This is a genomic window from Caloranaerobacter longqiensis (genome assembly GCF_050286925.1).
GTDB lineage: Bacteria > Bacillota > Clostridia > Tissierellales > Thermohalobacteraceae > Caloranaerobacter.
This window is the reverse complement of sequence record NZ_JBFWFX010000002.1, coordinates 155,337-180,900: the sequence shown is the minus strand read 5'-3', so window position 1 is coordinate 180,900 and position 25,564 is coordinate 155,337. Positions and strand designations below refer to the sequence as shown.

The following is a 25,564-nucleotide window of genomic DNA, read 5'->3' as shown; positions in this document are numbered from 1 at the left end:
GGCATACCTCCTAATCTCGAAGAGCCTTACCGGTTAAATGTAAAAATACAGATTCAAGATTTGGTTTTTTTACATCTATAGAAAGAATATTGCTACCAGTCTCGCTTACTTTATCAATTATATCTTTAAAAATCATATTTTCATTAACTGTTGTTAAAATCATCTCATCATCTAAAACTTCTATTTGGTTAATATAATTTATATCTTTTATTTTCCTAATAAGTTCTTCTGAAATTTTGTCAAATTTTAGATTTATTACCTTCTGTCCATTAACGATATCTATAAGCTCATCTTTAGTACCGGTAGCTATTATTTTCCCTCTGTCCATAATACTAATTCTATTACAGAGATATTCAACTTCTTCCATATAATGGCTAGTATATATGACTGTCATCCCCTCTTTGTTCAAGCTTAACACTGTATCTAATATATGTTTTCTCGATTGAGGGTCAATCCCTACAGTAGGTTCATCCATTATAAGAAGTTCTGGTTTATGCAATAATGCAACCCCTATATTAATTCTTCTCTTCATACCACCTGAATATTTTTCTACTTTATCTTTCAATCTGTCCTTTATTCCAATAATTTCAGATACTTCCTCTATTCTAATCTTTAGCTTCTTTCCTCTCAATCCATATACGTTCCCCCAAAATCTCAAATTCTCATATCCAGATAATGTTGGATATAAAGCTATCTCCTGAGGTACAATTCCAAGATTTTTTCGAATTTCTCTAGGATTTTCAAATATACTTTTACCTTTAAAAAATATATCTCCACTTGTTGGTTTAAAAAGTGTTGATATCATAGATATAGTTGTAGATTTACCTGCTCCATTTGGACCTAAAAGCCCAAAAATTTCACCTTTTTTAACCTCAAAACTTATTCCGTCAACAGCCTTTATCTTCTTAAAGTATTTTTTTAGATTATCCACTCTTAATAAAGTCATCATGATCCCCCTATTCATTTTTGAAAATATCTTCAATCATAAACGGTATTCCTTTATCTATTTCATTAAATTTCAAAATATCTTTCTCTTTTATCTCTGGAAATTCAAACTTCTGCTTTTTTTCAATACTCCATCGCTTATTTTGTAAATTGAACTTTATACTATTTATCCCTTTTCCCTTAGATTTTTTTAAGTCTAACTCCATTTCAATGTTTTCTTTGATAATATATCCATCAATATCTATAAATGCATCATAATTAAATTCCTTTATGTCACTATCATCCAACATCTTTTTAAAATTAAAATATATTTCATCAAAATCCATTTTTACCTTTTCATTGCTAACTTGCTTTAAATACGCTTCAAAATTTTCCTTAAATTTCTTATCTTTATAAATTACTTCCATAAAATAATTAAGAAATTCTTTTATTCTCTTTTCATTTAATCTAATTGTATAATTAGTTACTTTTACTTCTCCATCTGGCGTAGACATAATACTTTTCTTACCTGTAAACACATCATCTTGTTTGATTATTTCTATCCATTTATTTTTTATTGCCCCAAAAGTTTCCGTTGACATGAATTCGTATTGACTTTGCTTAGGTTTACCAGAACCATTCTCATCTGTTACATCATTAAGCTTAATATATTTACCGAGTATTGGCACTTTAATAAAACTTCTTCCCTCATTCATATAAAATTCCGAATCAAATCCTAATCCACTAAAATTATAATAAGACCTAGCTATTATCTTCTTGCTTTCATAATCAAAAGTAATGTAGAACTTTGATTCAACTTTTTTAAAATAATTTAATGCTTTTATCTCCTCATCACTTAATCCTTCTGTATCAAAATCAAATTCTAATATTGTAACTATTTCTTTTTGACCTATTTTTATTGCATCAGTTTTCTTTGTAGCTTCGATAAAGCTTTCAAAATCATTTTGTCTGCAAGCAGTCAAAGAAATTATCAACACAATAGAAAGTAATAATATAATAATTTTTCTCATATTTATTCCTCCAACAGTTCTCGATTTATTTCTGATTATATTTTATTAAAAAAATTTTGATTAATCTTATATCTATAATCACTTATTAACTAAACTTCATATGACTTTTTGCACAATTAATCAATAGAATATAAATCGTTTTTTATAGCAAATATTGCTAATTGTGTTCTATCTCTTAATTCTAGCTTGTTCAATATTTTGGTGATATGATTTTTTACTGTTCCTTCACTAAGATATAACTCTTTAGATATTTCTCTGTTATTTTTTCCTTCTCCTACCAATCTGCAGATTTCTTTCTCTCTACTTGTCAATAGTTCTACTCTGCTATCTATATTTCTAGCCTTTTTACCTTTAGCCATTTCGGAAAACTTATTTAAAACTTTTACTGCTACTTCTGGTTGAATCAATGCTCCACCGTTATAAACTGTTCTTACGGCATTTGCTATTTCATCAGGAGTAGCATCCTTTAAAATATATCCAGATGCCCCATTTTTAAGAGCTTCATAAATATATTCATCATCATTAAAAGTGGTTAGTATAATCACTTTTATCTCTGGAAAATCTCTCTTTATCAGTTTAGTTGCTTCTGCACCATTCATTTTTGGCATTTTAATATCCATAAGAACTATATCAGGTTTACTCAATTTACATAGCTCATATGCTTCTTTTCCACCATTTGCAACTCCACAAATATTTATATCCTTTTCTCTTCCTAAAATCATTTTCAACCCTTCAGTTAATATTTTTTGATCGTCAACTAAAAGTACTTTTATCACAATTCCACCTCCAAAATTAGCTTATTGGTAAATAACCTTTGACTTCAAATCCGCCTCTCGATTCAAATTTTACTTTACCATTAAAATGTTCAACTCTTTCTCTAATCCCTTTTAATCCATAACCTTCTTTGATATTATCTGCTCCGATCCCATTATCTTTAATGCAGAAATTTACACTTTTTCCTTTAAATATAATTTCTATATCTACCTTTGATGCTTTTCCGTGCCTTACTGCATTAGTAAGAGATTCTTGTACTATTCTATAAAGAACTGTATTAACATTCGAAGGTATTTTAATCTGATTACCTTTTATCTTTAATTCAACATCGGTCCCAGTTTTTTTAGAAAATTCATCGGTCATTTGTTTTATAAAATCAATCCCTTGTGGGATATTATCATTAATTCTCAATGTTTCTACTACTTCTCTTATGCTTAATAATCCTTCTCTTGCTTGCTTTTTAGCATCTTCAATTAATTGTTTAGCCTTTTCAATATTTTCATCAATCATATAACTTGACATTTCTAATTGCATTATTAATACAGTCATTTTATGGCCTAATGTATCATGAATATCTCTAGCTATTCGATTACGTTCTTCAATTATTGTAAGTCTTTCTACTCTATCCGAATACTCTTTTAACTTTTTATGTGCTTTTAAAAGTTCCTTATAAAGTAGCTCCTTTTTTTCTTTTTCCTCTTTATTGTATTGAGCAAAATTTGTTACTATAAGCGTTAAAATATTTATAAGAGCAAAAAAAGCCATTTCTGAAATGTTTGCTAAATTACTTTTATAATAAATAAGCATTATACTTTTTATTAGCGAAACAAGAACTGCAACAATACTGATAATCAAACTTTTATCTCTTTTTAATGTTAGAGAAGCTTCCAAAATTATAACTATATAGAACGAATGGAGAAAATAATTTATCAAGAATCTCGAATTATGCTCTAAAAGAAATATAAGTAGTATATCTATAAAAAAAGACATAAATAACGTAAAATATTTATTACACAACTTTCTTCTAATTACACCTAAAATTATGTAAGCTATAAATATTAATATAAGAGTATAAAATCTTTTACCAAATGTATTTTCAAAATAAACAGCAGTATAAAATATTGGTAGCAAAACTAATATCTTTACTAACATAAAAACTTTAAAGCTCTTATCGCTCATTTTAATCACCTTTAACAGCTTATTTCTTCCTTTGTATAATTCTAGTTGAATAATCAAATTCCTTCCTTTTTAAACAACAAAAAAATAGCTCATATGAGCTATTTACAAACTATTAACAAACTTAATTTTGAAAGATATATGAAAATAAAAACGAATGCTTGAAAGAATTTAGTTAAAAAACTAGGTGAAAATTTTTGAGAAAATTAGATATCTTTATCGGCAAAAAACTCAGCATATTTCATATCTGTCTTTAATATGTGATTTGAAATCCAGTCAATTAAGAATGTAACTAAATGCATAGATACTTCTCTTTGTTCTTTATCAATATCTTTAGTCATAACATTTTCTACTTCCATGAAAAAAGCTTTATGTTCTGATATATGCCTAAAAAACTCTTTTGGTGGATAGCCGTATTTTTGCATAAGTTCTTCTTCATGTTTAAAATGATATTTCGCATACTCAACCATTTCAGATATAACTTCCATAATTTCATCATATCTATCTATTTCATCATCTAACTTAATCAGATCATATAATTTGTTGCCTATTTCAAAAAGTTTCTTATGTTCTTCATCGAAAATATTCACTTTAGTTGAAAATTCTTCTTTCCATTTGAACATCTAAGCCGGCACCCTCTTTTCAATAAAATTATCTACATTCCTCTATTAACTTATTATATAAAGCGGCAAATGCCGCTTTATATTATTTACTTCTCTTTTTCAAACTTTTCTTTAGGTGCACCACATTTTGGACAAGTCTTAGGTCTACATCTACCTTCTTTAGTTTCCCCACAAACTGTGCATTTCCAAACTGCCATTTTTATCCTCCTTTCTGTTAAACTTTATACTCTAATCAGCACCCCTAATAACCTGCTTATTAATATTCTGGATTAAACTATTTAGATTATTACTAAATTCTTTAATTATATACCCAAGTTTTTTCCTTTTAAACGTTAAACATTCTAATTGACCTCATCTGGTATAAACCCTTTAAATTGCGCCTTATAAAGGCTAGCATACAAACCGTCTTTTTCGATTAACTCTTCATGCTTTCCTCTTTCCTGAATTCCTTTATCAGTTAATACCACAATCTCATCTGCATTTTTTACTGTAGACAATCTATGGGCAATAACAAGAGTCGTTCTGCCTTTTGATAATCTTTCTAAAGCTTTTTGAATAATAATCTCTGTTTCATTATCTAGTGCAGACGTAGCTTCATCAAGAATTAGTATAGGTGGATTTTTCAAAAACACTCTAGCTATTGATATTCTCTGTTTTTGCCCTCCTGAAAGTTTAATACCTTTTTCACCTATATATGTATCGTATCCATCTGGTAAACTCATAATAAAATCATGTATATTAGCATTTTTAGCAGCCTCAACTACTTCTTCAAAACTAGCATCTGGTCTACCATATAAAATATTTTCCTTTATAGTACCTGTAAATAAAAATACATTCTGTTGAACTAATCCTATATTTTTTCTTAAAGACTTAATTGAAATATCTTTAATATTAATTCCATCTAATAAAATTTCTCCTGAATCTACTTCATAAAATCTAGGTATTAAATGACATAAAGTAGTCTTACCTGCCCCTGAAGGCCCAACTAATGCTAGTGTCTTACCCGCTTCAATAGTTAGATTTATATTCGATAAAACTTTATTATTTTTACCATTGTAACTAAATGAAACATTTTTAAATTCGATTTTACCTTTAACATTATCTAGCTCAATAGCTCCTTCTTTATCAACAATTCTAGGCTTTATACTCAAAATTTCCATGAACCTCTCAAAACCAGTCATACCCGATTGGTATTGCTGAGTAAATTGAGTAAGTCTTCTAATGGGCTGCATAAAAAAATTTACATAAAGAAGGTATGCAAATAGATCTCCGGTATTAATTATATTCTTGTATAAAAATACACCGCCAACACTTACAACTACAACATTTAACATATCCGATAGAAAACGAATACCTGTAAAGAACTCGGCCATAGATTTAAAAGCAAATTCTCGCGATTCTTTGAATTCTCTATTCCCTATACTAAACTTTTCCATTTCATATTCTTCATTTGTAAAAGATTTTGCAACCCTTATCCCTGAAATACTGTTTTCTAGCTGAGCGTTTACATTAGCTATCTTTTTCCTTACATTTCTAAATGATTCTGTCATTTTCTTTCTCTTTGTGATAGCAAACCATATCATTGCAATAACAAAGGCAAATATTATTAATGTTAGTTTCCAATTTATAGTCATAAGCATAGCAAAAGAACCTATAAGCATTATTATCGATAAAAATAAATCTTCTGGTCCATGATGAGCCAATTCTGATATCTCATTTAAATCATTTACAATTCTTGACATTATGTACCCTGTCTTTGTATTATCGAAATAACTTATGTCTAATGTCTGAAGATGAGCAAATAAATCTCTTCTCATATCATGTTCTATTCTAGTACCAACTACATGCCCCCAATAATCAACTATATAATTAAATATAGCTCTAAAAACGTATAGAACTACTAATATTATTGTAAAAACATATAGCATCCTTATATTTCCGCTTGGTATTATGTTATTAACTATTTCTCTTGTCATCATAGGAAATACCAAATCTAATATTGCAATAAAAAAAGCACATACCATATCTATAATAAATAATTTCATATGAGGCCTATAGTAAGAGACAAATTTTTTTATCATCCTCTCACTCCTTTTAGAATATATTTTGTATGCTAAATTTTAATACTTTCGGATATTATAAAATATTATTAATAGTCTGTCAATTAAATCTAATTATAAAATATATCTTTAATAAAAAATTTTTTAAAATAACAAAAAAATAAGCCTAATAAAATTATAGCTATCAGGCTTATTTTTCGTTCATTTTTTTAAATACATAATAACACAACAATATTGTTGTAGTAACTTGTGAAAAACCGGATAGAGACATTTTTTTTACTATAAATAATATAAGAAATGGTAAAGCTATCAGCAGTACTATTATAGTGTCTCTTACTTTTAACCATGTTTCCTTTTTCATATTTGTAACAGCACCTTCTTTTTAAAAACTATATTATATATGTAATATATTCTATAACATGCTATAAATATCCTTTTTATGCCAAAATTATTCAGCAATCTATAAAAAGGTTTTTATAAAAAACCAAATTGCACAACAAAGAATACTAAAATTTCTGAATATTATTTTAAGTCTTTACTTTTAAATGAGTTTAAATGATAATAATCTTAATGAATGTTTTAGGGGGTGGTTTTTTTGACCCTATATTTAACACTACTTGTAGTATTTTTTATACAATTTGTAATATCTCTTGAAGCAAGTTTTATTAGCCCTATTATACCTTATCTTGCAGATTACTTTAGCATTAGAGAAAGTAGCGTAATATATCTTAACTTAGGTTTTTCAACGATAGGTCTGTTTTCACCACTATTCGGTATGGCAGCAGATAAGTATGGTAAAAAAAATGCAATTATATTTGCGATTTTAGCATTTTTATCAGGTACAGTTATAACTGGATGGGCACCATCCCCTGTAATATTTGGTTTAGGTAGAATGTTAATAGGGATAGGAAATATAACTTTGACTACAACTTTACTTTCTTACATAAGCGATTTTATTCCTTACGAAAATAGAGGAAAAGGTGCTGGTATTTTAAGAATTGCATTTGCTATTGCTATTCTTTTAAGTCCAATATACAGCACTAATATGGTCAAATATTTTAACATACATTATCTATATTGGTCTGTTTCTATATTATCTATTATAATACTGTTTTTAGCTATAAAACTGCCTAAAGACCATAACGAACATATTTCATGTTCTTCTGAACTTAATTTCAAAGAAGTTATTGCTATTACTAAAAAACCTATAACTATTAAATTTTTAATAATTCAATTTTTACTAATTCTTGCACCAATACTTATGTTTAATTATCTATCTATTTGGTTAAAGCATAATTTCAATTTAAATCAATCTCACATTGGTTATGTTTTTACATTAACTGCTTTGGGAACTGTAATAGGAGTTACTATAGCAGCTATATTGAGCGATAAAATAGGAAAAATAAAATACAGCATATTAAGTTTCATTTTAATGACTTTAGTTCTAGCACCACTACCTTACATTAAATCAATACATCTAGTTATCCCATTAACATTTCTTTATGCATTAGGTCTAGATGGTGGATGGTCAGCATTTCAGACTATATGCTCTGAAATATACCCAAACAGAAGAACTGTATTTATGACACTACTATATTTCGTTATCTCTATATGTTCATTATTATTTACTATTATAGGTCCATCATTATTTGAATTAGGTGGATATAAGTTAGTTATAGGCATTGGAACTATAAGTAATATACTTTCTGTAATATTATTAATTGATGTATCGAAAGATAAAGGTTTTAATATAAAATAAAACAGAGAACAGAGCCTATGGTTTCTGTTCTCTGCTTGTTACTTAACAATTTTATTCTTTATTACAGAATTCTTCAGATATATTTTCAATTAATACTGATGGTTTGTCTTTATAATATATATACAATTCATGTAGAGGCCTTGTTATTGAAACATACAAAAGTTTTATATGCAGCTCATTGTTTGGATAAGATTTTTCTGAACAATCATGAACAAAAACTGCATCAAATTCTAACCCTTTAGCAAGGTATGTCGGAATTACAACTACCTCACTTTCATAAGCGGTATCTTTATCGGTAATCAAATGTAAACCTGTTATTTTATATTTTTTAAGACTTTCGTAAACTTCTTTGCTCTCTTTATTTGTCTTACATATTACTGCTATTGACTTATATCCCTTATCTTTTAATCCCTTTACTCTTTTCGCTATATCTTCAATAATTTCATCTTCACTATTCTTTCTTATTATATAAGGTTTATCTCCTGATCTTAAAACTGGCTCTGCTAAAGTAACATCTTCTTTTTTCCAATTTTTTATCACTTCGTTAGCAAAATTCATAATCTCCATAGTAGAACGATAGCACTTCCTTATTGTTAAATATTTAGTTGAATCTTCATCGAATACTTCTTTTATTAAATCACGCCAACTGTCGATTCCTTTATACGAATGTATCCCTTGAGATAAATCTCCTACAATCGTAAAAGAATTTCCGATATTTAACTTCCTTAAAATATACATCTGTAACTGGCTGTAATCCTGTGCTTCGTCTACTATAATGTGACTAAATTTACCTTTCAAATCTAAACCCAACAGTTTCATTTTCAGATATAATATAGCTGGTAAATCTTCTCTTTCTACTTCATCATTTTCAAAAATTTCTTTGCAGTAGCTTGTTATAAACTTAATTTTTCCATCCTCAATTTCCCCATTTGAATATTTATTCATTACATCAAAATCTGTAATAATACTTTTATAAAGCTCATCTATATCGATTTTAGGCCATATAGAAAAGTATTTATTTATAGAGTTTTGAACGGCTTTTTTTATCTCATTTATTTTTTTGTCCCTTTCGTCATATATATTAATAAGCTCCTTTTTTATTGCATCTTCGTTTAAATCCGATTTCTTTATCTTATCTACTAATTTTTCATAATCTTCATTGATACTTTCTGCAATTTTTTCTATTCTTTCTTTTATATTAGCTTTTATATATTTTTTTATTCTTTCTACTCTAGGTATGACAGGTAAATAGCTGTAGTCTTTATCAAACATTTCTTTCACTTCTTCGTATGAGTAAATTTCGTAGTCTAAAACCTTAAGACTTACTTTAGGAACGAAATTTTTAGTCATATCTCTTATATATTTATCTAAAATCTTTTTAAACATCATAGAACCTTTAAACCAAGATGTATATTTAATATTTTCATAGTATTCATCATTTCTGCCACTATTTTCTATTAATTTAATAAGCTTATCTTCAACCGATTTCAAATTATATCTCTTGTTAAGCAATTTCATTGCTAAATCCTCATAAGTAGCCTGATTTATTTCTTCAACACCCAAATCTGGAAGTACATCTGAAATGTAGTCTAAAAACAGATTATTAGGAACGATAATTAAAATATTTTCTGGAGTAAATACATCTTGGTAAGTATACATTAGGTAGGCAATCCTATGTAAAACTATGGTAGTCTTACCACTACCTGCAACCCCTTGTACTATCAAGGTCACATCTTTATCAGCTCTTATTATGTCATTCTGTTCACTCTGTATAGTCGTAACTATATCCTTAAGCCTATTGTCCTTCTTTTGCCATAATGCCTGCTGCAGAAATTCATCCATTGGAGTAAGTCCTTTGTCAAAGATATTAATAAGCTTTTTATTTTCAATTTCATACTGCCTCTTTAACTCTAATTCTCCAATTATTAGACCATCTGGTGCTGTATACATCACATCTCCTAATTCACCACTATAATAAAGACTAGCTATCGGTGCCCTCCAATCAATTACTAATCTCTTTTCATCTCCTCTTCTTACAACACTAGTCTTTCCTATATAAAAAGTTTCGAATTCATCTTTACCTAATTCCCTAAAATCAATCCTCCCAAAGTATGGTTTATTCTGAGCCTTTACCAATTGTCTATATTTTCTTTTATTAGCTTCTTGTATCGTAGTCTTTACTACCATTTCATCACTATAATTACCTCTAGTCGATTTTTTAAGCTTGTTAATCGATTCGTCCATCTTTTCAATTTCTTTTTCTAAATACATTATCTCATCAGATATACAATCGCAAGTGGTTTTTAAATATTCATTTTCTTTTTCATAATCAGGATGCTTATTTGCCAACATATTATCCCTCCTATATCCGCAAAGTGCAATAAAGTAATTTTATATGAAAACAGTAAAAAAATAAAGTATATATGAAAAAAATTTTAATGGCATTGCACTAGAGCAATGCCATTTATTTGATATTATGTAGACTAGTTAAAATAGCAATCAGATAAGTATTCATATATACAAAAGATATTATACCTGTATCATTTATAAAAACCGAAATGATAGAACTAATAAATATTATATAAATACATTTGCCTATATTTAAATCTTTAAAATCTCTCATACAAATATTCTCATCTCTATACAACCCATAAACATAATAAAGCTGTCCTAGAGAAATAATACTCCAAGGCGGAACTAAAACCATTATAATAAGCTGCTTAAGTTTATTTATTATTACATCAAATAACTCAATAAATCCAACCGTTTCAATTCTCGACAACAACCTTCCTATATGGTTTAAACTATATCCATTGAACTGTATTATAAAGCTTAACAAAAGAAATATAAAACCAAAGATTAGTAAAATAATACTTTTATTAATCTTACTATAATAAAACATTTCATATATCAAAATCAAAAATAGCAGAATAGAAGTTATATAGCCTCCAAAATTAACCCCATATTTTCCAGACAGAGCCAATATTATTAACGGAAAATACACTATAAGAAATAAAGATAAAACTATTTTATCTTTCATCTTTTTCCTTATACTAAAATAAACTATTATTGAAGTTGCTAATAAAACCCCCATAATTTCATTATTTAGTCCATAAAATCTTCCACCAGCTACTATGTTGTTATATCCTATAAATGAATCATATATTATATTATTGTTAAAAAAAATCCCATAGAGAATTAATATATTTGTAAAAATAGATAAATATTTTACAGTATTTTCTTTTTTAATTAATAAAAATGATAGTAAAAATGAAGACATTAATACTATTATGCAGTATATAATAATACTTTTGTGTATCTTAAAAAATCCAAATAAAAGAGAAAAAAATATAATCGAAAGTATCGTATCCATGAAAAATTTGCATGTTTGTTTTTTCAACTTTTTACTAAATATCACAAATAGCTGCAATGCTATAATTATCCCATGAAAGATATACTTTATTATATTCAAGTTAAGAAACTCTTTTAAATAGTTTTTACATTTTTTAATCGGCTTACTTTTATGTATAACCTTAATACTGTTGCCAATAAATCTATCCGTTGATATGCCAAACAAATTTGCCGCATCTGGAAAAATATCTAAACTTGTTATTACCCCTTCTCTCTTCGTTGTACTGCTTTTTAATAATCCTTCTTCCTTATCAGGTGTTATATAAATAACTGGGACTAAAGTAGTATTCCATCTTATATTTACATCTCCTGATATAGTCTTTGGAAATATAATTATGTTATATTTCATCTTTTCAATATATTTTTTTAATAGCTCAATCCTCTCTTCTTTATTATTTAATTTATATGAAAGTATAAGTATATCTGCATTTCCTAGTATCTCTCTCGACTTATGATTGAGCCATTTTTCTTCATAAACAACCTTATTCTCACCATACTCAATGTATCCATTTACATTCGCAGCAATAAGTGAAGAAGAATCATTACCGATATATCCAACTTTAATGCCTCTTTTACTAAAAAAGTCGCCAAATGTAGAAATTTCCCGGGAAAAAGTCAAATATTCTTTCTTTAACTCTCTGATTATATCTTCAAATCCAATTATATATAGAGTGCCATCTCTATTTTTTATTATCCCTTTATATAAACCTGAACTTATTTTAACTCTTCTACCTGTAGCAATAGTTAAAAAGTAGCTTTCTCTATTTTTTGAACCGTAAAAATATCCCGTTTTTGTATTCATAATCCCTACTGCATTTTTAGTATTTTGAGTTATTTTTTCAACTAAATCAAAATCTAGTTCATCTAATATAATCATTATTAATTTAATCCTATTTTCTGCAAATACTAATTTGCTAAAGAATGAAATGAAAATTAGCAGTAAAAGTACGGTTATCAAAAGCTTTTTTATCCTCATATATACACCCTTTAATAAACAATATAGTTTACTATAGAAAAAATCCCTACTATAACTGAAAGTATCCCTAAAAACAATTTGATTTCATAATAACTATCATAAACAAAATCCTCTTTTATTAAAAAAATTCTATCTTTAACAATTTTCTTTATATCATATCTTTCATAGATTATAAGAAATGCTCCAATAAGTATGAATAATATTCCCTTATACAGCAAAAAACCACCCCTATGTCTATATATACTAATATCTATATTGTAATCTTATTTTAGGTTTGATATACAATTTAAAATTGAAAAAAGACGGTAAAGCCGTCTTTATATCGTAAATAAAATATGAACATGATAATTAAATTAGTTATGACACAACAAGACCATCTTCTGCTTGTTCCCTATAAAACTGTGCTTGAGCATCAAACATCCTTTTATATTCTCCATTAAGCTCCATCAGTTCCTTATGTGTTCCCTGTTCAATTACCCTACCATTATCTATAAGGTATATTCTATCAGCCATAACAGTAGTAGATAGTCGATGTGTAATGAATATTGCTATTTTGTTTTCAGTGATATTCATCATATTTTCATACATCTGCTTTTCTGCTAAAGGATCTAATGAACTTGAAGGCTCATCTAGGATAACTACATCGTAATCTTTTATGTAGATTCTTGCCAATGCTAACTTTTGGGCTTCTCCTCCTGATAAGAATATACCTTCATTACTAAATTCTTTTGTAATTAAAGTATGAATGCCATTTGGAAGCTCTTTTACCTTTTCATACAGTCCAACTTGTTTTAATGCAAACCAAACTTTGTCTTCATCTTCTGGAGTTTTTACTTCACGGAGTAGTACATTTTCTGCTATGCTAGCTGAATATAATTGATAATCTTGAAAAACTAGTCCTATTTTAGATCTTAAGTGTTTAACTGAAAGTTTTGTTATGTCTTTATTGTTTATAAGTATTTTCCCTTTATTTACGTCATATAACCTGATTATTAGTTTGATTAATGTTGTTTTTCCTGCACCGTTATGTCCTACTATTGCAATTTTTTCTCCTTTTGATGCTTTTATTGTAACATTATGTAATACTTCTCGCTCTGAATAAGAAAATGAAACATTATCTACGGAAATGTTTGTAATTTCTTCTTCTAATATTTCTAGTGAGTTTGATGAATTTTCTATTTTAGATTCATAATCTAGTACTTCTTTTAGATTAGTAATGTATAAGCTGTGTTCATAAAACTGTGTAAAGCTATTAAAAAATACTTGCAATCTAGAACTAAATTGCCTACTGGCAATATATAAAGCCATAAAATCACCTAAAGTTAGTGCTCCATTATATATTTTCCAAGCAAGATAAATCATCGTAACGCCAATTGTCATTATAAACTCTACAGTGTCTCCTAATATATTAAGTAGTGTTAGTTTTTTCCCTCTAGTTTTTAGTACGGAATCTATTTTATCGATATTATTATCGTATTTTTTAAATAATAATTTACCAATTGGAAATATACGAATTTCCTTTGAGTATTGAACCTCATAAAATACTCTTTTAATATAGTTTAAGTGCTTTTCAAATGGAGTCAATAACCTTTCATATTTAAACTGGCATTTACCAGATATTAAACCGAATAAAGAAGATAATAGCATAGAAATAACAGATATTAATAACAATATAGGATCTAGTGTAACGATTACACCAAATAAGGTTAAAGTGTAAACTAAACTTAATAAAAAGTCTCTTGTTGAGTTAACTACGCTTAATGCTCTAATGTCAGCTTCTTTTAAAGCTCTGGTATATTTGTCATAAAAGTGTGCATTTTCATAACATTCCAAATCTAGAGATGCGGCCTTTTGCATAAGCAAATTGTTAATACCACCTTTAATTTTATTATGAGCTCTTGGAGTTATAAATTTATAATACCATGAATAATATATACTTTTTAATAATTCAACTGAAAAGATTAATATAACGATAGTAACTATCCAACTAAATGGTTTCTTTTGGCTTATGAAATCGATTATATATTTTGGCCCTAAAACGTCTGCTAACGGTGTTAGTATAGAACTGAATGAGATTAGTATGGAGGTAATTATATATATCTTGTAGTATTTCCAGACAAATTTTAACATAAATAAATTATTCTTATATACATCTCTAAATCGCAATTTAAAGCCCCCTTTTTTTTAGAATTGTTTGACTTATCAAAATAATCTAAAAAATTTAGCTGGATATATCTTGGGAGAAGAATTTATTGTAATTTCTCATAGGTAGGCTATAAACAGACCCTCATTGTTACGATGGAGAATGTTTTGATAGTGCGTTTCAATTCCTTATAGGTAAACTAAAAACTATGGCGAAGCAAATATGAAGAAACATGGACAAGTTACTTAGTTTCAATTCCTTATAGGTAAGCTATAAACATAACAGTAACTCAAGCAACTACTGGATAATGGAGTGCGTTTCAATTCCTCATAGGTAGACTATAAACCCTATCAACAGTAATATCAATCAAAGGTTTATCCACAGTTTCAATTCCTTATAGGTAAGCTATAAACAGGAAATCATAAATGAATCTGGAATAAGAAGTGCAAGTTTCAATTCCTTATAGGTAGTCTATAAACATGAAACCGAGGAGCAAGATGACCCTATGGTTGTAGTAGTTTCAATTCCTTATAGGTAGTCTATAAACAATGACTTTGAAAGAATAAACGTTTATACAGAAAAAGTTTCAATTCCTTATAGGTAGTCTATAAACAAATGAAAAACTAACTGCAAGATATTACAATTATGAGTTTCAATTCCTTATAGGTAGTCTATAAACTGCAACTTAAACTGATAAAACAAGAACAATACACCCAGTTTCAATTCCTTATAGGTAGTCTATAAACTCTCCGTTGTTTACATATTTAATATCTTCAATATAATATTGTTTCAATTCCTTATAGGTAGTCTATAAACCCATCACTTATATCGATATTACTATATTTTAAAAATTTTGTCAATTATTAATTTTTTGCGTTAATTCCTACTGATACACTAGGATTTCACCCTTCTAAATATTGAAATTTACACATTTTGTGCAAAAAACGAAATGTCGTCGATCCCCGGGGATTTTTGCACTACTGGAGGTCGACGACTTTTTGATATACTTTCCATTTAAACGGATTTCAATTTTTATTTTTTATATCTTTGATACCAATTTACAAAATCAATTAAATAGTAAAACTATTATATATAGAATTTTCAACACATTTTAAAATCATAGCATTAAATATTGATAATTATTTTCTTATTAAACCTTCTAATCCGACTATCAGCATTAAAATCATTTTTCCTATATAAAAATTCTTAATTTCACATCAATATTCTCTCTAATCTTCTTCAACTCAATAATGACACAAAATATAATAATTAACAACCTAACTTTTCTATTAAATTTCTTTATTAAATTCTAAAAAATATACAAAAACCTATAAGATAACCTTAACATTTACTTTTCCTGCTCCTCTACTTTTTTGACCACCTAAAACTTTTATATTTTGAATTGCAGGTAAAATCACTTCTTCTATCAAAATCCTTACTCTTTTATTTTTATCTGTTTCTTTCCACTTTTGCAACCATTTATCAATTACTACACCACCAATTTTTCTTGCATCACCAAATTGTATTCCTTGCATTTCTAATATTGGTTCAGAAATTAAAATACTTATACTACCCCTAAATACTGTTCCTGGTTTTACTTGTTCACTTTCAACTTTTGCACCATGTGCTGCTGTTCCTGTTTTTCTATCGATTCGTATACTTGTCTGATCTATAATGCTACTATTATATTCAGAGTATAAATTACTAAACCTTAAAAAACCCATAAGACCAGTAGTACCCATAAAATAACAAACTGGACATATACCTACATCACTATTAGAAATCTTTGGTGTTAAAATACTCTTATCATTTACACTAATCTGACATCCAACAATTTCTTTGCTACCTAATTTTGTTTTTTCTCGATACATTCCCATATTAATTAGTTCTTCTTCAGCTTTGGACGGTTTCGTAGAAGGCAAACAAGGCTTTAATATCTCTTTTTTAATTTCTTCTTTAATCTTTTCTTTATCTAAATCAAACATATCCTTGAATTCTTCAAATTTTTCAATGAATAATAATTCTAATTGATGCCTAAATGCCCCCTTAAAAGTAGTCGCTGGTATCACTGGAATTCTATCTATTTTAAATATTGGAGCATCTTTCTCTGAAAGTGGCGATTTTGCAGCACCTATATGTAAAAAACTGTTTTCAGCGACATCTATTGATATTGGTATTTCTAAAATTTTTACTTTTCCTTCCTTTTTTACCTCAATCTCTTTCTCCTCTTCACCTATTTTTATTTTTACTTTATCATTCATTCTATTACCTCCCAATATTTTGTTAACGAATTTAATTTTCTTACAAAATATGCTATTCTTTCTGAAGAAACTCCAGCATGATAAAGTTCTTTAATATATTCAAATACCTTTTCTAAAGCTTTCCTTTGAGAATAGTTTGTTCTACGGATTTTATCACTTAAATACTCTTCAACTATAGATATTTCATATTTTTCAATTATTTTACCGTAAGTTTCCATATTTGGTAGCTTGCATTCGACTAATCCATACCAGTCAAGAATTTCAATTAATTGCCTTAATAAATAAGGTTTATTATCAAATGCTGATTTAAGCCATTCTGCTCGTTGCTTTAATTCTTTAATTCTGTCTTCTCTCGACCATATTTTTTTTTGTTGTACCTTTTTAATTTTTTTATCTAACATGTTATCCACTTTTTCTTTAAATTCATCTCTTCTATCTTCATCTAATAATTCCTTTAATTTTTTCCAATCGTCTTCTTTAAAAAGCTTTAAATCTTCTTCTCCTCTAGGACTATCAAATATATCTGTATCATTCAAAATTTTTTTAAATACTTCGTCTATTTTACTCATCATAATATGTTACCTCCTTTAGCAATACTTCAGGAGCTTCTACTAAGCTTCCAGGAAATAATGCCCTTTTATAGAAACCCTCAACTAAGAAATCATCTGGTTCAAAAAGATATCCAAATAACGGAGATATTATCCTTATTCCAAATTTTTCAACTTCATCCTCAAATAATTTAACTTTTAAAATTCCTTGTTTAACCTTGGATTCAAACTCTTTAACATTAACAATTTCTGCTTTACCAAAATCTTTACTCTTAAGAGCTCCTATCTGAATCTTTGCATTTTTTAAATTTGTCTTTATTTCTAAATCTTTTTCAAAAGGTAAATATATTTTTGCTTTAATTTTTGAATTTTTAGGTTTTAAGTATTGAGTAATAATTGGCATCTTTGAGATATTAAGAGCTTTGTCTCTTACTGAATATATAAATTCATCAACTTCATAACTTCCTTCTTCAAGAAACCCTACAGCAGAAATGTTTAATCCAAAATAATATTTAAATGCTCCTTCAATAGTTGATGAAGGTATAGTACTCTGACATGGTCTAAATACTCCCCCTTTGATTCTTTCGCCAATAATTAATGAATCTATACGAATATCAATCTCTAATAATTTCATTTTTCTTCACCACCAATAATAAGTCTATAAATGTTTAAAATTTTTGATGGTGCTATCCCTTTTGATAACATTTCACATATTTGAGGATACTTTTTCCTATTATTAAATATTTCAATAGATAAATAAATCTCTGATTGAAAATTTTCTTCCATTTGAATTAACTTATGCAAAAAATAATTTGATGTTTCCGAATTAATAACCTTATTAATAATTTCTTCTATTTCATCTCTTCTATATTTTTCTTCAAATCTTCCATGATATCTAATATTAAGAAACTCTTCTGCTTCTTCAAAAAATTTCCAATGTTCTCTAATTGGATATTTTATATTAGCAACACTTAATGAAAGACGTATAGGAGACTCTTTATAATTTGTACAATCTGAAAAATAAATATCAAAAACCTCTAAAAATGTATCTATAATTTCTTTTACTCTATTTGGAGAATATTTTAAAACACCTAATTCATAATAATCTGGAATAGGTTTTTTAATATTTACTTGCTCTCCATTGTCTATTTTTTCTGATATTTTTTCCCAAAACAATTTCAACATCTCTTTATAATCCTTGTTAAAATCTACTTGTAAAGCAAGGGGTCTTAATTTATAATCCGAAATATCTTGAACATCTTGTTTTAATTTATCATTAACATACTCTTTAAATGCATTATTTATCCATTTTTCTAAACTATTCTGGTCTAAATAAAATTTAAACCAACATACTTCTGTCTCTTCCATTCCCCAAGTTTCTCCATATTCTCTAAATGGTTCACCCATCTCCCTTACTTCTTGACATCTCTTACATATCCATTCTCTTACATTTCCTTTTATTCGCTCTACACCTTGCATCTGCTGACATATATCACAAATAGGCGGTTTAATCCTATTCTGTAATTCCGGCATAAGATATTTCTTATATACTTTAGCCCCTCTATCTTTTAACTTTTTTAATAAATCTTCTAATAAATTTTTTAAGTATGATAACTTTTCTGAATCTGATAACTTTTCTAAATATGATAACTTTTCTGAGTCTAATAATTTTTTTAAGCCTAATAATTTTTTTAAATCTAACTCTTTTTGTTCATCTATTTTTTTTAATTCCAAAATCTTTTTATCCAATATAGAATTTAACATTCCTAAATCAGATAAAATTTCAGTAACTTCTACATAAAATCCCCATTCTAAAACAGATTTGAATATTTCACTTAAATCTTGTTGTAACGGTAAAAATAAAAGAATAAAATCTGATGTCATAAATATAACTTCATCTATATATCTTGATGCAATTTCATTTAATAATTCTTCTCTTTTTCTAATCAAATTTATATCCTTTAATCTAACAAATGAATGAGGAAATCTTATCCAGCATTTTACTAATCTCGCCTGCCATTCGCCTTTAGTTTTACAGATAATATATCTACCGCCTTCAGCTTCTTTTATTGTACGTACCGCTCTTCCACTATATTCTATCGAAATAGAACCATTATCTTCTTCTATCAATCTTGAATTCTTTTCAAGAACTCTGTAAATCTTACCTACAAGTTCAAGATGTGTATAAAGAGTTGTAACATTTTTAGGAGGTGTTTTATCTTCAGGAGTTAGCAACAAATTTTCCTTGTATTCTTCTAAAAATTCTTTCCCAGACTCACAATTTTGTATAATATCAAATAATTTTTTCAAATCATTCTTATCTTTAAAAGCCGCCCAATACTTCCCATTATTTCCCTCATTTTTATAAAAATTCTTATTCCAAAGTTTTAATACTTCTTGTTTATCACCTCCACTACTTATTCCCTCTACAATTCTCGAAAAAGATGCAGCTAAACGATCTGCAAGTATTAGTAAAAATAAGTGATACTTATCTTCATTAGATATCTTATTATCTTCATCCCAATTCCAATTATTAATATCTTTCTCTGTAATTCCAATTCTATTATGTTTATAATGATGATATTGCCCCCACCAAGATGGAGAAGTAGGTTTTTCTAACCCAGCTTTTTCAAAATCAAATCCAATAAATGTATGGCCATTCCATGAACTTCCTATTTGTTTTTTAAAATCTTCTTTAACTTCACTATCAACCAGTTTCCCTATATCATGAAGTTCAGGTATAAATTTAGAAGAACTTTTCTTAACCATTTTTTATTGCCCCCTAAACATTTTGTATAATATAATTCCTTACTTCGTAAAACTCTACAAAATCACATCATACCAATAGTTTTCATATATTTTTCCTACCTGATATCATAAAAGCTAAAAATCTTTTTATTTTACCTTAAATAATAATTATTAAAATTATTAAAAATTTTCGTTAATAACCTTGAAACTTAAATTCCTTTTTTAGTTAATTAAAAATGTTATATCTAAAATTTACGAATATAAAAAGTTTATCATTTATTATTATTTTATTATTAAAAATACTATGTCCTATATATTTATCAAAACTTAAATTACTTTTTAGATATTTGTTAGCTTTAAATTATAGTTATATATTATACAATTTTACTTTTTAATCAAGGCAAGAACTCATATTCTATTTCCTTTTTAAATTCAAAGAAAATATGACCATTAAATATATTCTTCTTTTTCTTCTTTTTTCCTGCAACTTTTTTAAAAAATTGTATTTTTCTACAAATTTTTTATTATACTTTATTTGTAAAATCTTTTTTTCCATTTACTTTATAAATACAACATAAAAAAATTTAGTTTTTTATGCTACAAATCATAAAAATTTACAAATATAAGTTGATAAAATATAAAATAATTGCTCAAATATTCTTTAGATGTGAAATATATAAAAAAATAAATATACTAGCTAATAAAAGTAATAAATATCAAGAGTAAATTTAAAATTTTTTGAACCTTGAAAAAATCATAATAAACTAATCATACAATATAATTCGCTAATTTGAGGGTATTGACTAACAGGCTTCCTAGAAGGGTTTACATAAATATTACTCTTCCAAGATTTTATTTTTTTGTCGTTTTGCAAACGATTACTGCTATGAAATTACATAAATATCACTCTTCCAAGAATGATTATATATAATTAGCCTGTTAGTTAAATCCCTTCTTAAATATTAACAGGATAACTGCTATATGATGTATATATCAGAAGAATATTGATATATGCATCATAATTTGGATTTCTATAATCCAACTAAATAAGTTGACTACCAACCCATAAAAAAATCACAAGGAGGGAGTAATTATGAAAAACAAAAGAATTAAAATGTTTATAACTCTAACGTTATCTCTAATTATGATACTTTCAATATTAAACATTTCCTACGCTATAGTAGAGAACAATATAAAAATTTTTATTGACAATAAAGAATTAGTTATACCACCAGAATATGGTAAAGTGTTCATTGACGACACTAACAGAACACAAATCCCTGTGAGAATAGTGGCATAAAATCTTGGACACAAAGTAGATTGGGATGCTGAAAATTGGATAGTTATTATAGATGATGGAAAAATAAAAATAAAGATAGGAGAGAGAAAGATAGAGACAGACAAGGGAATAGTAGAAATGGATACAGAAGCGGTTATCATAAATGGTAGAACTTATGTACCTTTACGTTTTGTTAGTGAAGCATTAGGTTACAAAGTAGATTATCGTTATGAAAGAGGTTATCATAGAATAGATATTACTTCACCAGAAAAACAAAATGAAGAAACATCAGACTCAAATGAAGAAGATGTAACTGTTATTGATATTGAAAATCTTAAAGCTCCTCATTATACACATCCTAGTGGAAAAATGTCTATATACGACTATTTAGGAATCTGTGATAATTCAGTCATAGGAAAAAGACCTGAAAATAGCACTTTAGAAGATGATATTAAACACTTCAATGAAACAGCTTTCAAAGGAACTGGATGGAAATTTACAAAAGAAGGTTATTTAACTTATTCTACACTTCCAGATGATGCTGCTCCTCAAGATTCTATCGTTATATTAGATAGAGACCCTCAAACAAAAGTTCCCATTATTCAAATAAGGCAATGGAGAATGGCAGAAGGAGAAGAGAATTTTACACGAGTTACAGTGTCTTTTTTAACTATAATTTAAGGACAAAACCAGTAATAATAGAAATAGAAGATAAAGTAGTAGAAAATGGAGTAGTAAAAACAGTAAAGAAAAAAGTATTAGCATTTAAACCTTATTATGATCCACCATCAAATGACAAGGATAATTTAAGAATAACTACTAAAAGTTCAGAAAACGAGAAATATTTTGGATGGTATAGAAGTGTAGGTTATGGATTATATGTAGACTTAATGGGTTCTCCTTACTTTGCAATAGATATAAAATACGGACAATTAAGATCAATATACAAAACAAGTAAATCAAATTATAAACAATTAGTGTCATTAGTATATGAACCGTCGAATCCAAACAATAGTTCAAAATTTGTATTTGCTAGTAGGTATAGTGAAAAATTCTTTGATTACTATAGAAGAACAAATGGAGGAAAAGATTTAAGTCAATTAACTAAAGAATCGCAAAGAGAAGAATGGAGAAATTTATTTGAATATGTAGCTTATTACATGAAGTTTAATCCTGATTTAATATTCGCACTAATAGAGAATGGAAAAAGAAATCCAGAACTGTCAAAAATGATAGATTATAACAAAATATTAATGGATATAAGAAGGATAAAGAACGATGCAAAAGACAAAGAAAACTTTACATATGTAGATGCATTAATGTCTACAGAACACTACAAAGATATGGTATATACATTTTATAAATTTTTCTCATTAACAGTAGCACCATCAAAATACACAGCAGGAATAGCTTATTATGCTACAAAAGAAAACACATACAGCTCATTAAACGTTCCACCATTTAAAAATATATCAGACTTATTTATATTAAATGATGAAACAAGAACAGGATTAGAATATATAGATGAAGATAACACAATAATAGTAGGGAAAAACATAGGAGAAAAAAGTTTAGGTAAAAAAAGTGGAATAGAAATATATCCATATGAAGAAGGTTCTAGTACATTAAACGGATGGATGCAGAGAACAAATCCACTACCAAAAGATAAATTAAAACTAGAACCAAATAAACCTTATGTATTAAGAGCTTATTTAGGATATATAACAGAAAAAACCAAGAGTCAAGAATTACATCAAAACGGTTATGGTTTATCATTCCACAAAGATATAAACCTATATATGAATGTGAAATATACTCAAGACAAAATTGATTTAAATACAAAATCGAATGTAGATATTAATAATGAAAGTAAATTTGGATATTATGCTGTATCAGTACCATTAGTAGAGCAGACATTAAAAGAAGATAGACATAAATCAAAAGAAAATTTTGATATGGATTTAGGAATAAAGAGATATGAGCCTAGATATGGAATATATGAAGCAGTATTCAAACTTACAGAAAATAGTTTAATGTATTTAGATAGTAATGGAGTTTGGCAGAATGCTAATACTACAATTAATACAAATCTTTTCCCAGATGCACTTTCAAAGATAAACTACAATACACTTGATTTAACACAAGTAAAAGGATATTACTTTGAAGTATTTTTATCACCTGAAAGAAACTATTATAAAGGAGATAAAAAATCTCTAATTGAAGCAAGTTTTATAAAATCAATATCAGGATTAGCAGATTCATATAAATACTTTTATACAAATGACAATCAATATTCATACAATGACAAAGCGGGATTATTTGCATTGTCAAGTGATGGAGCAAATTCATTTGTAGCATTTGGAATAACAAATTCTACAGTTTCTTTAGGAACAGAGAAATATAATAGTATTGTAATAGATAGAAAAAAAGAAGATGGAACATATGAGACAATAAAACCGAATTCAAGTTATGAATTAAAATTAAAGCAAGGAGATCAGATAAAAATAAAGGCATATGTAAAGAGAAGTGATCTGCCGATATATCCGAAAGAAGACCCGATAGCAGGGACGACAAATCCGATAAGAATAAAGGATGTAAGGTTAAAAAAGAGGTAATCTATGAAACCTGATTGATATAATTCCTTCCTCATCAACCATATCTGATATTGTTTCAATTCTTTATAGGTAAGGCTATAAACTGATAACACTAAAACTTTCTTTATTTTTGCTAGAAAATAGTTTCAATTCCTATAGGTAGTCTATAAACCATCAAAAGCAGTATCAACAGCATCAAGCCCTTTCACGTTTCAATTCCTTATAGGTAATCTATAAACAAGTAAACGTGATAAATGAAATTCCTCAAGTAGAATAGTTTCAATTCCTCATAGGTAAACTATAAACCCATCACTTATATTGATATTACTATATTTAAAAAATTTTGTCAATTATTGATTTTTTGCGTTAATTCCTACTAATGTGCTAGGGTTTCACCCTTCTATACATTGAAATTTACACGTTTTTAGCAAAAAACAAAAAGTCGTCGATCCCCTGGGGTTTTTGCACTACTGGAGGTCGACGACATTTTTGATAGTATTATCTGTGTATAACTTCCACAACTTTCATATTTTATCTTAAGTATCTTTTCACTTTATTTTACAATATATTTTCTTCTCCACTTTTTTAACACCTAATGTTTCAATAGCAGAATATTTCTGAATTTTGTACCCAATAAAGATATTTTCTACACGTTTTAAGAACTTTAGCAACTCTTTTCTGTTCTACATCATACACAAGTATAACAAACATTTTTACACCCTCTAACTTTATATTAAAACTTATATAGTTCAAATCAGATAAATACTCATTCTATCATTTGTAAATTTAAAATTTTAATCCAATCCTGCTAATAAATAAGCATTCGTTAGTTGGCTTTATCCATTATTTTATTCTCTTCTATGTTTCAATTCCTTATAGGTAGTCTATAAACTTTGAATAAACCTTCAACATTTAAACCTTCTGCCCAGTTTCAATTCCTTATAGGTAGTCTATAAACAAGGTAAAAGCAAGTATTTATATTGATAGAAATTTTTAGTTTCAATTCCTTATAGGTAGTCTATAAACTAGAGAGCTATTTGCCCCCTATGCTTATTAAACTATCTGGTTTCAATTCCTTATAGGTAGTCTATAAACCCATCACTTATATTGATATTACTATATTTAAAAAATTTTGTCAATTATTGATTTTTCATGTTAATTCCTACTAACATACTAGGGTTTCACCCTTCTATATATTGAAATTTACACGTTTTTGGCAAAAAACAAAATGTCGTCGATCCCCAGGGGTTTTTGCAC

Annotated in this window: 20 protein-coding genes and 1 pseudogene; 4 read left to right on the top strand and 17 right to left on the bottom strand. The window is 27.4% G+C overall.

What is annotated here, in order from left to right; all coding sequences use genetic code 11:
• Positions 1–10: 10 nt before the first annotated feature.
• The 8 genes from AB4Y15_RS02920 to AB4Y15_RS02885 all read right to left on the bottom strand — a co-directional run bounded on the left by AB4Y15_RS02920 (position 11) and on the right by AB4Y15_RS02885 (position 6,949).
• Positions 11–946, bottom strand: a complete 936-nt coding sequence (locus AB4Y15_RS02920) for an ABC transporter ATP-binding protein (RefSeq protein WP_427338353.1) — start codon at positions 944–946, stop codon at positions 11–13.
• Between the two features lie 10 nt (positions 947–956).
• On the bottom strand, positions 957–1,955 hold the full coding sequence (locus tag AB4Y15_RS02915) for a hypothetical protein (protein WP_427338351.1): 999 nt from the start codon (positions 1,953–1,955) through the stop codon (positions 957–959).
• Positions 1,956–2,071: 116 nt separating this feature from the next.
• The gene (locus AB4Y15_RS02910) at positions 2,072–2,731 is read right to left on the bottom strand and encodes a response regulator transcription factor (RefSeq protein ID WP_427338350.1); all 660 of its coding nucleotides are present in this window, start codon (positions 2,729–2,731) and stop codon (positions 2,072–2,074) included.
• A 16-nt stretch (positions 2,732–2,747) separates the two neighbouring features.
• The gene (locus tag AB4Y15_RS02905) at positions 2,748–3,908 is read right to left on the bottom strand and encodes a sensor histidine kinase (protein ID WP_427338348.1); all 1,161 of its coding nucleotides are present in this window, start codon (positions 3,906–3,908) and stop codon (positions 2,748–2,750) included.
• A 203-nt stretch (positions 3,909–4,111) separates the two neighbouring features.
• Positions 4,112–4,528: a bacteriohemerythrin gene (locus AB4Y15_RS02900; protein WP_427338346.1), complete on the bottom strand. Its 417-nt coding sequence runs from the start codon at positions 4,526–4,528 to the stop codon at positions 4,112–4,114.
• Positions 4,529–4,614: 86 nt separating this feature from the next.
• Entirely contained in the window at positions 4,615–4,725 is a 111-nt protein-coding gene (locus tag AB4Y15_RS02895; RefSeq protein WP_427338345.1) for an RCKP-type rubredoxin-like domain-containing protein, read from the bottom strand.
• A 144-nt stretch (positions 4,726–4,869) separates the two neighbouring features.
• Positions 4,870–6,609 carry an ABC transporter ATP-binding protein gene (locus AB4Y15_RS02890; protein ID WP_427338343.1) on the bottom strand — a complete coding sequence of 580 codons (1,740 nt, stop codon included), beginning with the start codon at positions 6,607–6,609 and terminating at the stop codon, positions 4,870–4,872.
• 169 nt (positions 6,610–6,778) lie between these two features.
• Positions 6,779–6,949: a hypothetical protein gene (locus AB4Y15_RS02885; RefSeq protein ID WP_427338342.1), complete on the bottom strand. Its 171-nt coding sequence runs from the start codon at positions 6,947–6,949 to the stop codon at positions 6,779–6,781.
• Positions 6,950–7,183: 234 nt separating this feature from the next.
• Here AB4Y15_RS02885 and AB4Y15_RS02880 point away from each other — a divergent pair, with 234 nt between their 5' ends.
• Positions 7,184–8,347, top strand: a complete 1,164-nt coding sequence (locus tag AB4Y15_RS02880) for an MFS transporter (protein WP_427338341.1) — start codon at positions 7,184–7,186, stop codon at positions 8,345–8,347.
• Between the two features lie 51 nt (positions 8,348–8,398).
• Here AB4Y15_RS02880 and helD read toward each other — a convergent pair whose 3' ends face one another.
• From helD to AB4Y15_RS02840, 8 genes are all read right to left on the bottom strand, one after another.
• Positions 8,399–10,699, bottom strand: coding sequence for an RNA polymerase recycling motor HelD (gene helD, locus AB4Y15_RS02875; RefSeq protein WP_427338340.1), 2,301 nt, complete (start codon positions 10,697–10,699; stop codon positions 8,399–8,401).
• A gap of 112 nt (positions 10,700–10,811) precedes the next feature.
• Positions 10,812–12,734, bottom strand: coding sequence for a V-type ATP synthase subunit I domain-containing protein (locus tag AB4Y15_RS02870; protein WP_427338338.1), 1,923 nt, complete (start codon positions 12,732–12,734; stop codon positions 10,812–10,814).
• A gap of 11 nt (positions 12,735–12,745) precedes the next feature.
• Positions 12,746–12,952: a hypothetical protein gene (locus AB4Y15_RS02865; protein WP_427338337.1), complete on the bottom strand. Its 207-nt coding sequence runs from the start codon at positions 12,950–12,952 to the stop codon at positions 12,746–12,748.
• A gap of 139 nt (positions 12,953–13,091) precedes the next feature.
• Positions 13,092–14,900, bottom strand: a complete 1,809-nt coding sequence (locus tag AB4Y15_RS02860) for an ABC transporter ATP-binding protein (protein WP_427338336.1) — start codon at positions 14,898–14,900, stop codon at positions 13,092–13,094.
• A gap of 1,305 nt (positions 14,901–16,205) precedes the next feature.
• Positions 16,206–17,138, bottom strand: a complete 933-nt coding sequence (locus tag AB4Y15_RS02855; RefSeq protein ID WP_427338335.1) for an RAMP superfamily CRISPR-associated protein — start codon at positions 17,136–17,138, stop codon at positions 16,206–16,208.
• The gene (locus tag AB4Y15_RS02850; protein ID WP_427338334.1) at positions 17,135–17,710 is read right to left on the bottom strand and encodes a hypothetical protein; all 576 of its coding nucleotides are present in this window, start codon (positions 17,708–17,710) and stop codon (positions 17,135–17,137) included. The genes AB4Y15_RS02855 and AB4Y15_RS02850 overlap by 4 nt, the downstream gene beginning before the upstream one ends.
• A complete protein-coding gene (locus AB4Y15_RS02845) occupies positions 17,700–18,320 on the bottom strand; it encodes a hypothetical protein (RefSeq protein WP_427338333.1) in 621 nt (206 codons plus the stop codon). The genes AB4Y15_RS02850 and AB4Y15_RS02845 overlap by 11 nt, the downstream gene beginning before the upstream one ends.
• A complete protein-coding gene (locus tag AB4Y15_RS02840) occupies positions 18,317–20,455 on the bottom strand; it encodes a hypothetical protein (protein WP_427338331.1) in 2,139 nt (712 codons plus the stop codon). Before AB4Y15_RS02840 ends, AB4Y15_RS02845 begins: the two co-directional genes overlap by 4 nt.
• A gap of 1,072 nt (positions 20,456–21,527) precedes the next feature.
• On the opposite strand from AB4Y15_RS02840, the gene AB4Y15_RS02835 reads away from it, so the two are divergent.
• The 3 genes and pseudogenes from AB4Y15_RS02835 (at position 21,528) to AB4Y15_RS02825 (ending at position 24,328) form a co-directional block, all read left to right on the top strand.
• The gene (locus AB4Y15_RS02835; protein WP_427338330.1) at positions 21,528–21,734 is read left to right on the top strand and encodes a hypothetical protein; all 207 of its coding nucleotides are present in this window, start codon (positions 21,528–21,530) and stop codon (positions 21,732–21,734) included.
• A 15-nt stretch (positions 21,735–21,749) separates the two neighbouring features.
• Positions 21,750–22,394, top strand: a pseudogene (locus AB4Y15_RS02830) (copper amine oxidase N-terminal domain-containing protein); the annotation flags it as partial.
• Positions 22,328–24,328, top strand: coding sequence for a hypothetical protein (locus AB4Y15_RS02825; protein ID WP_427338328.1), 2,001 nt, complete (start codon positions 22,328–22,330; stop codon positions 24,326–24,328). The pseudogene AB4Y15_RS02830 and the gene AB4Y15_RS02825, both read left to right, overlap by 67 nt.
• A 579-nt stretch (positions 24,329–24,907) precedes the next feature.
• Here the strand turns inward: AB4Y15_RS02825 and AB4Y15_RS02820 are convergent.
• Positions 24,908–25,018: a CRISPR-associated endonuclease Cas2 gene (locus AB4Y15_RS02820; RefSeq protein WP_427338327.1), complete on the bottom strand. Its 111-nt coding sequence runs from the start codon at positions 25,016–25,018 to the stop codon at positions 24,908–24,910.
• Between the last annotated feature and the right edge of the window lie 546 nt (positions 25,019–25,564).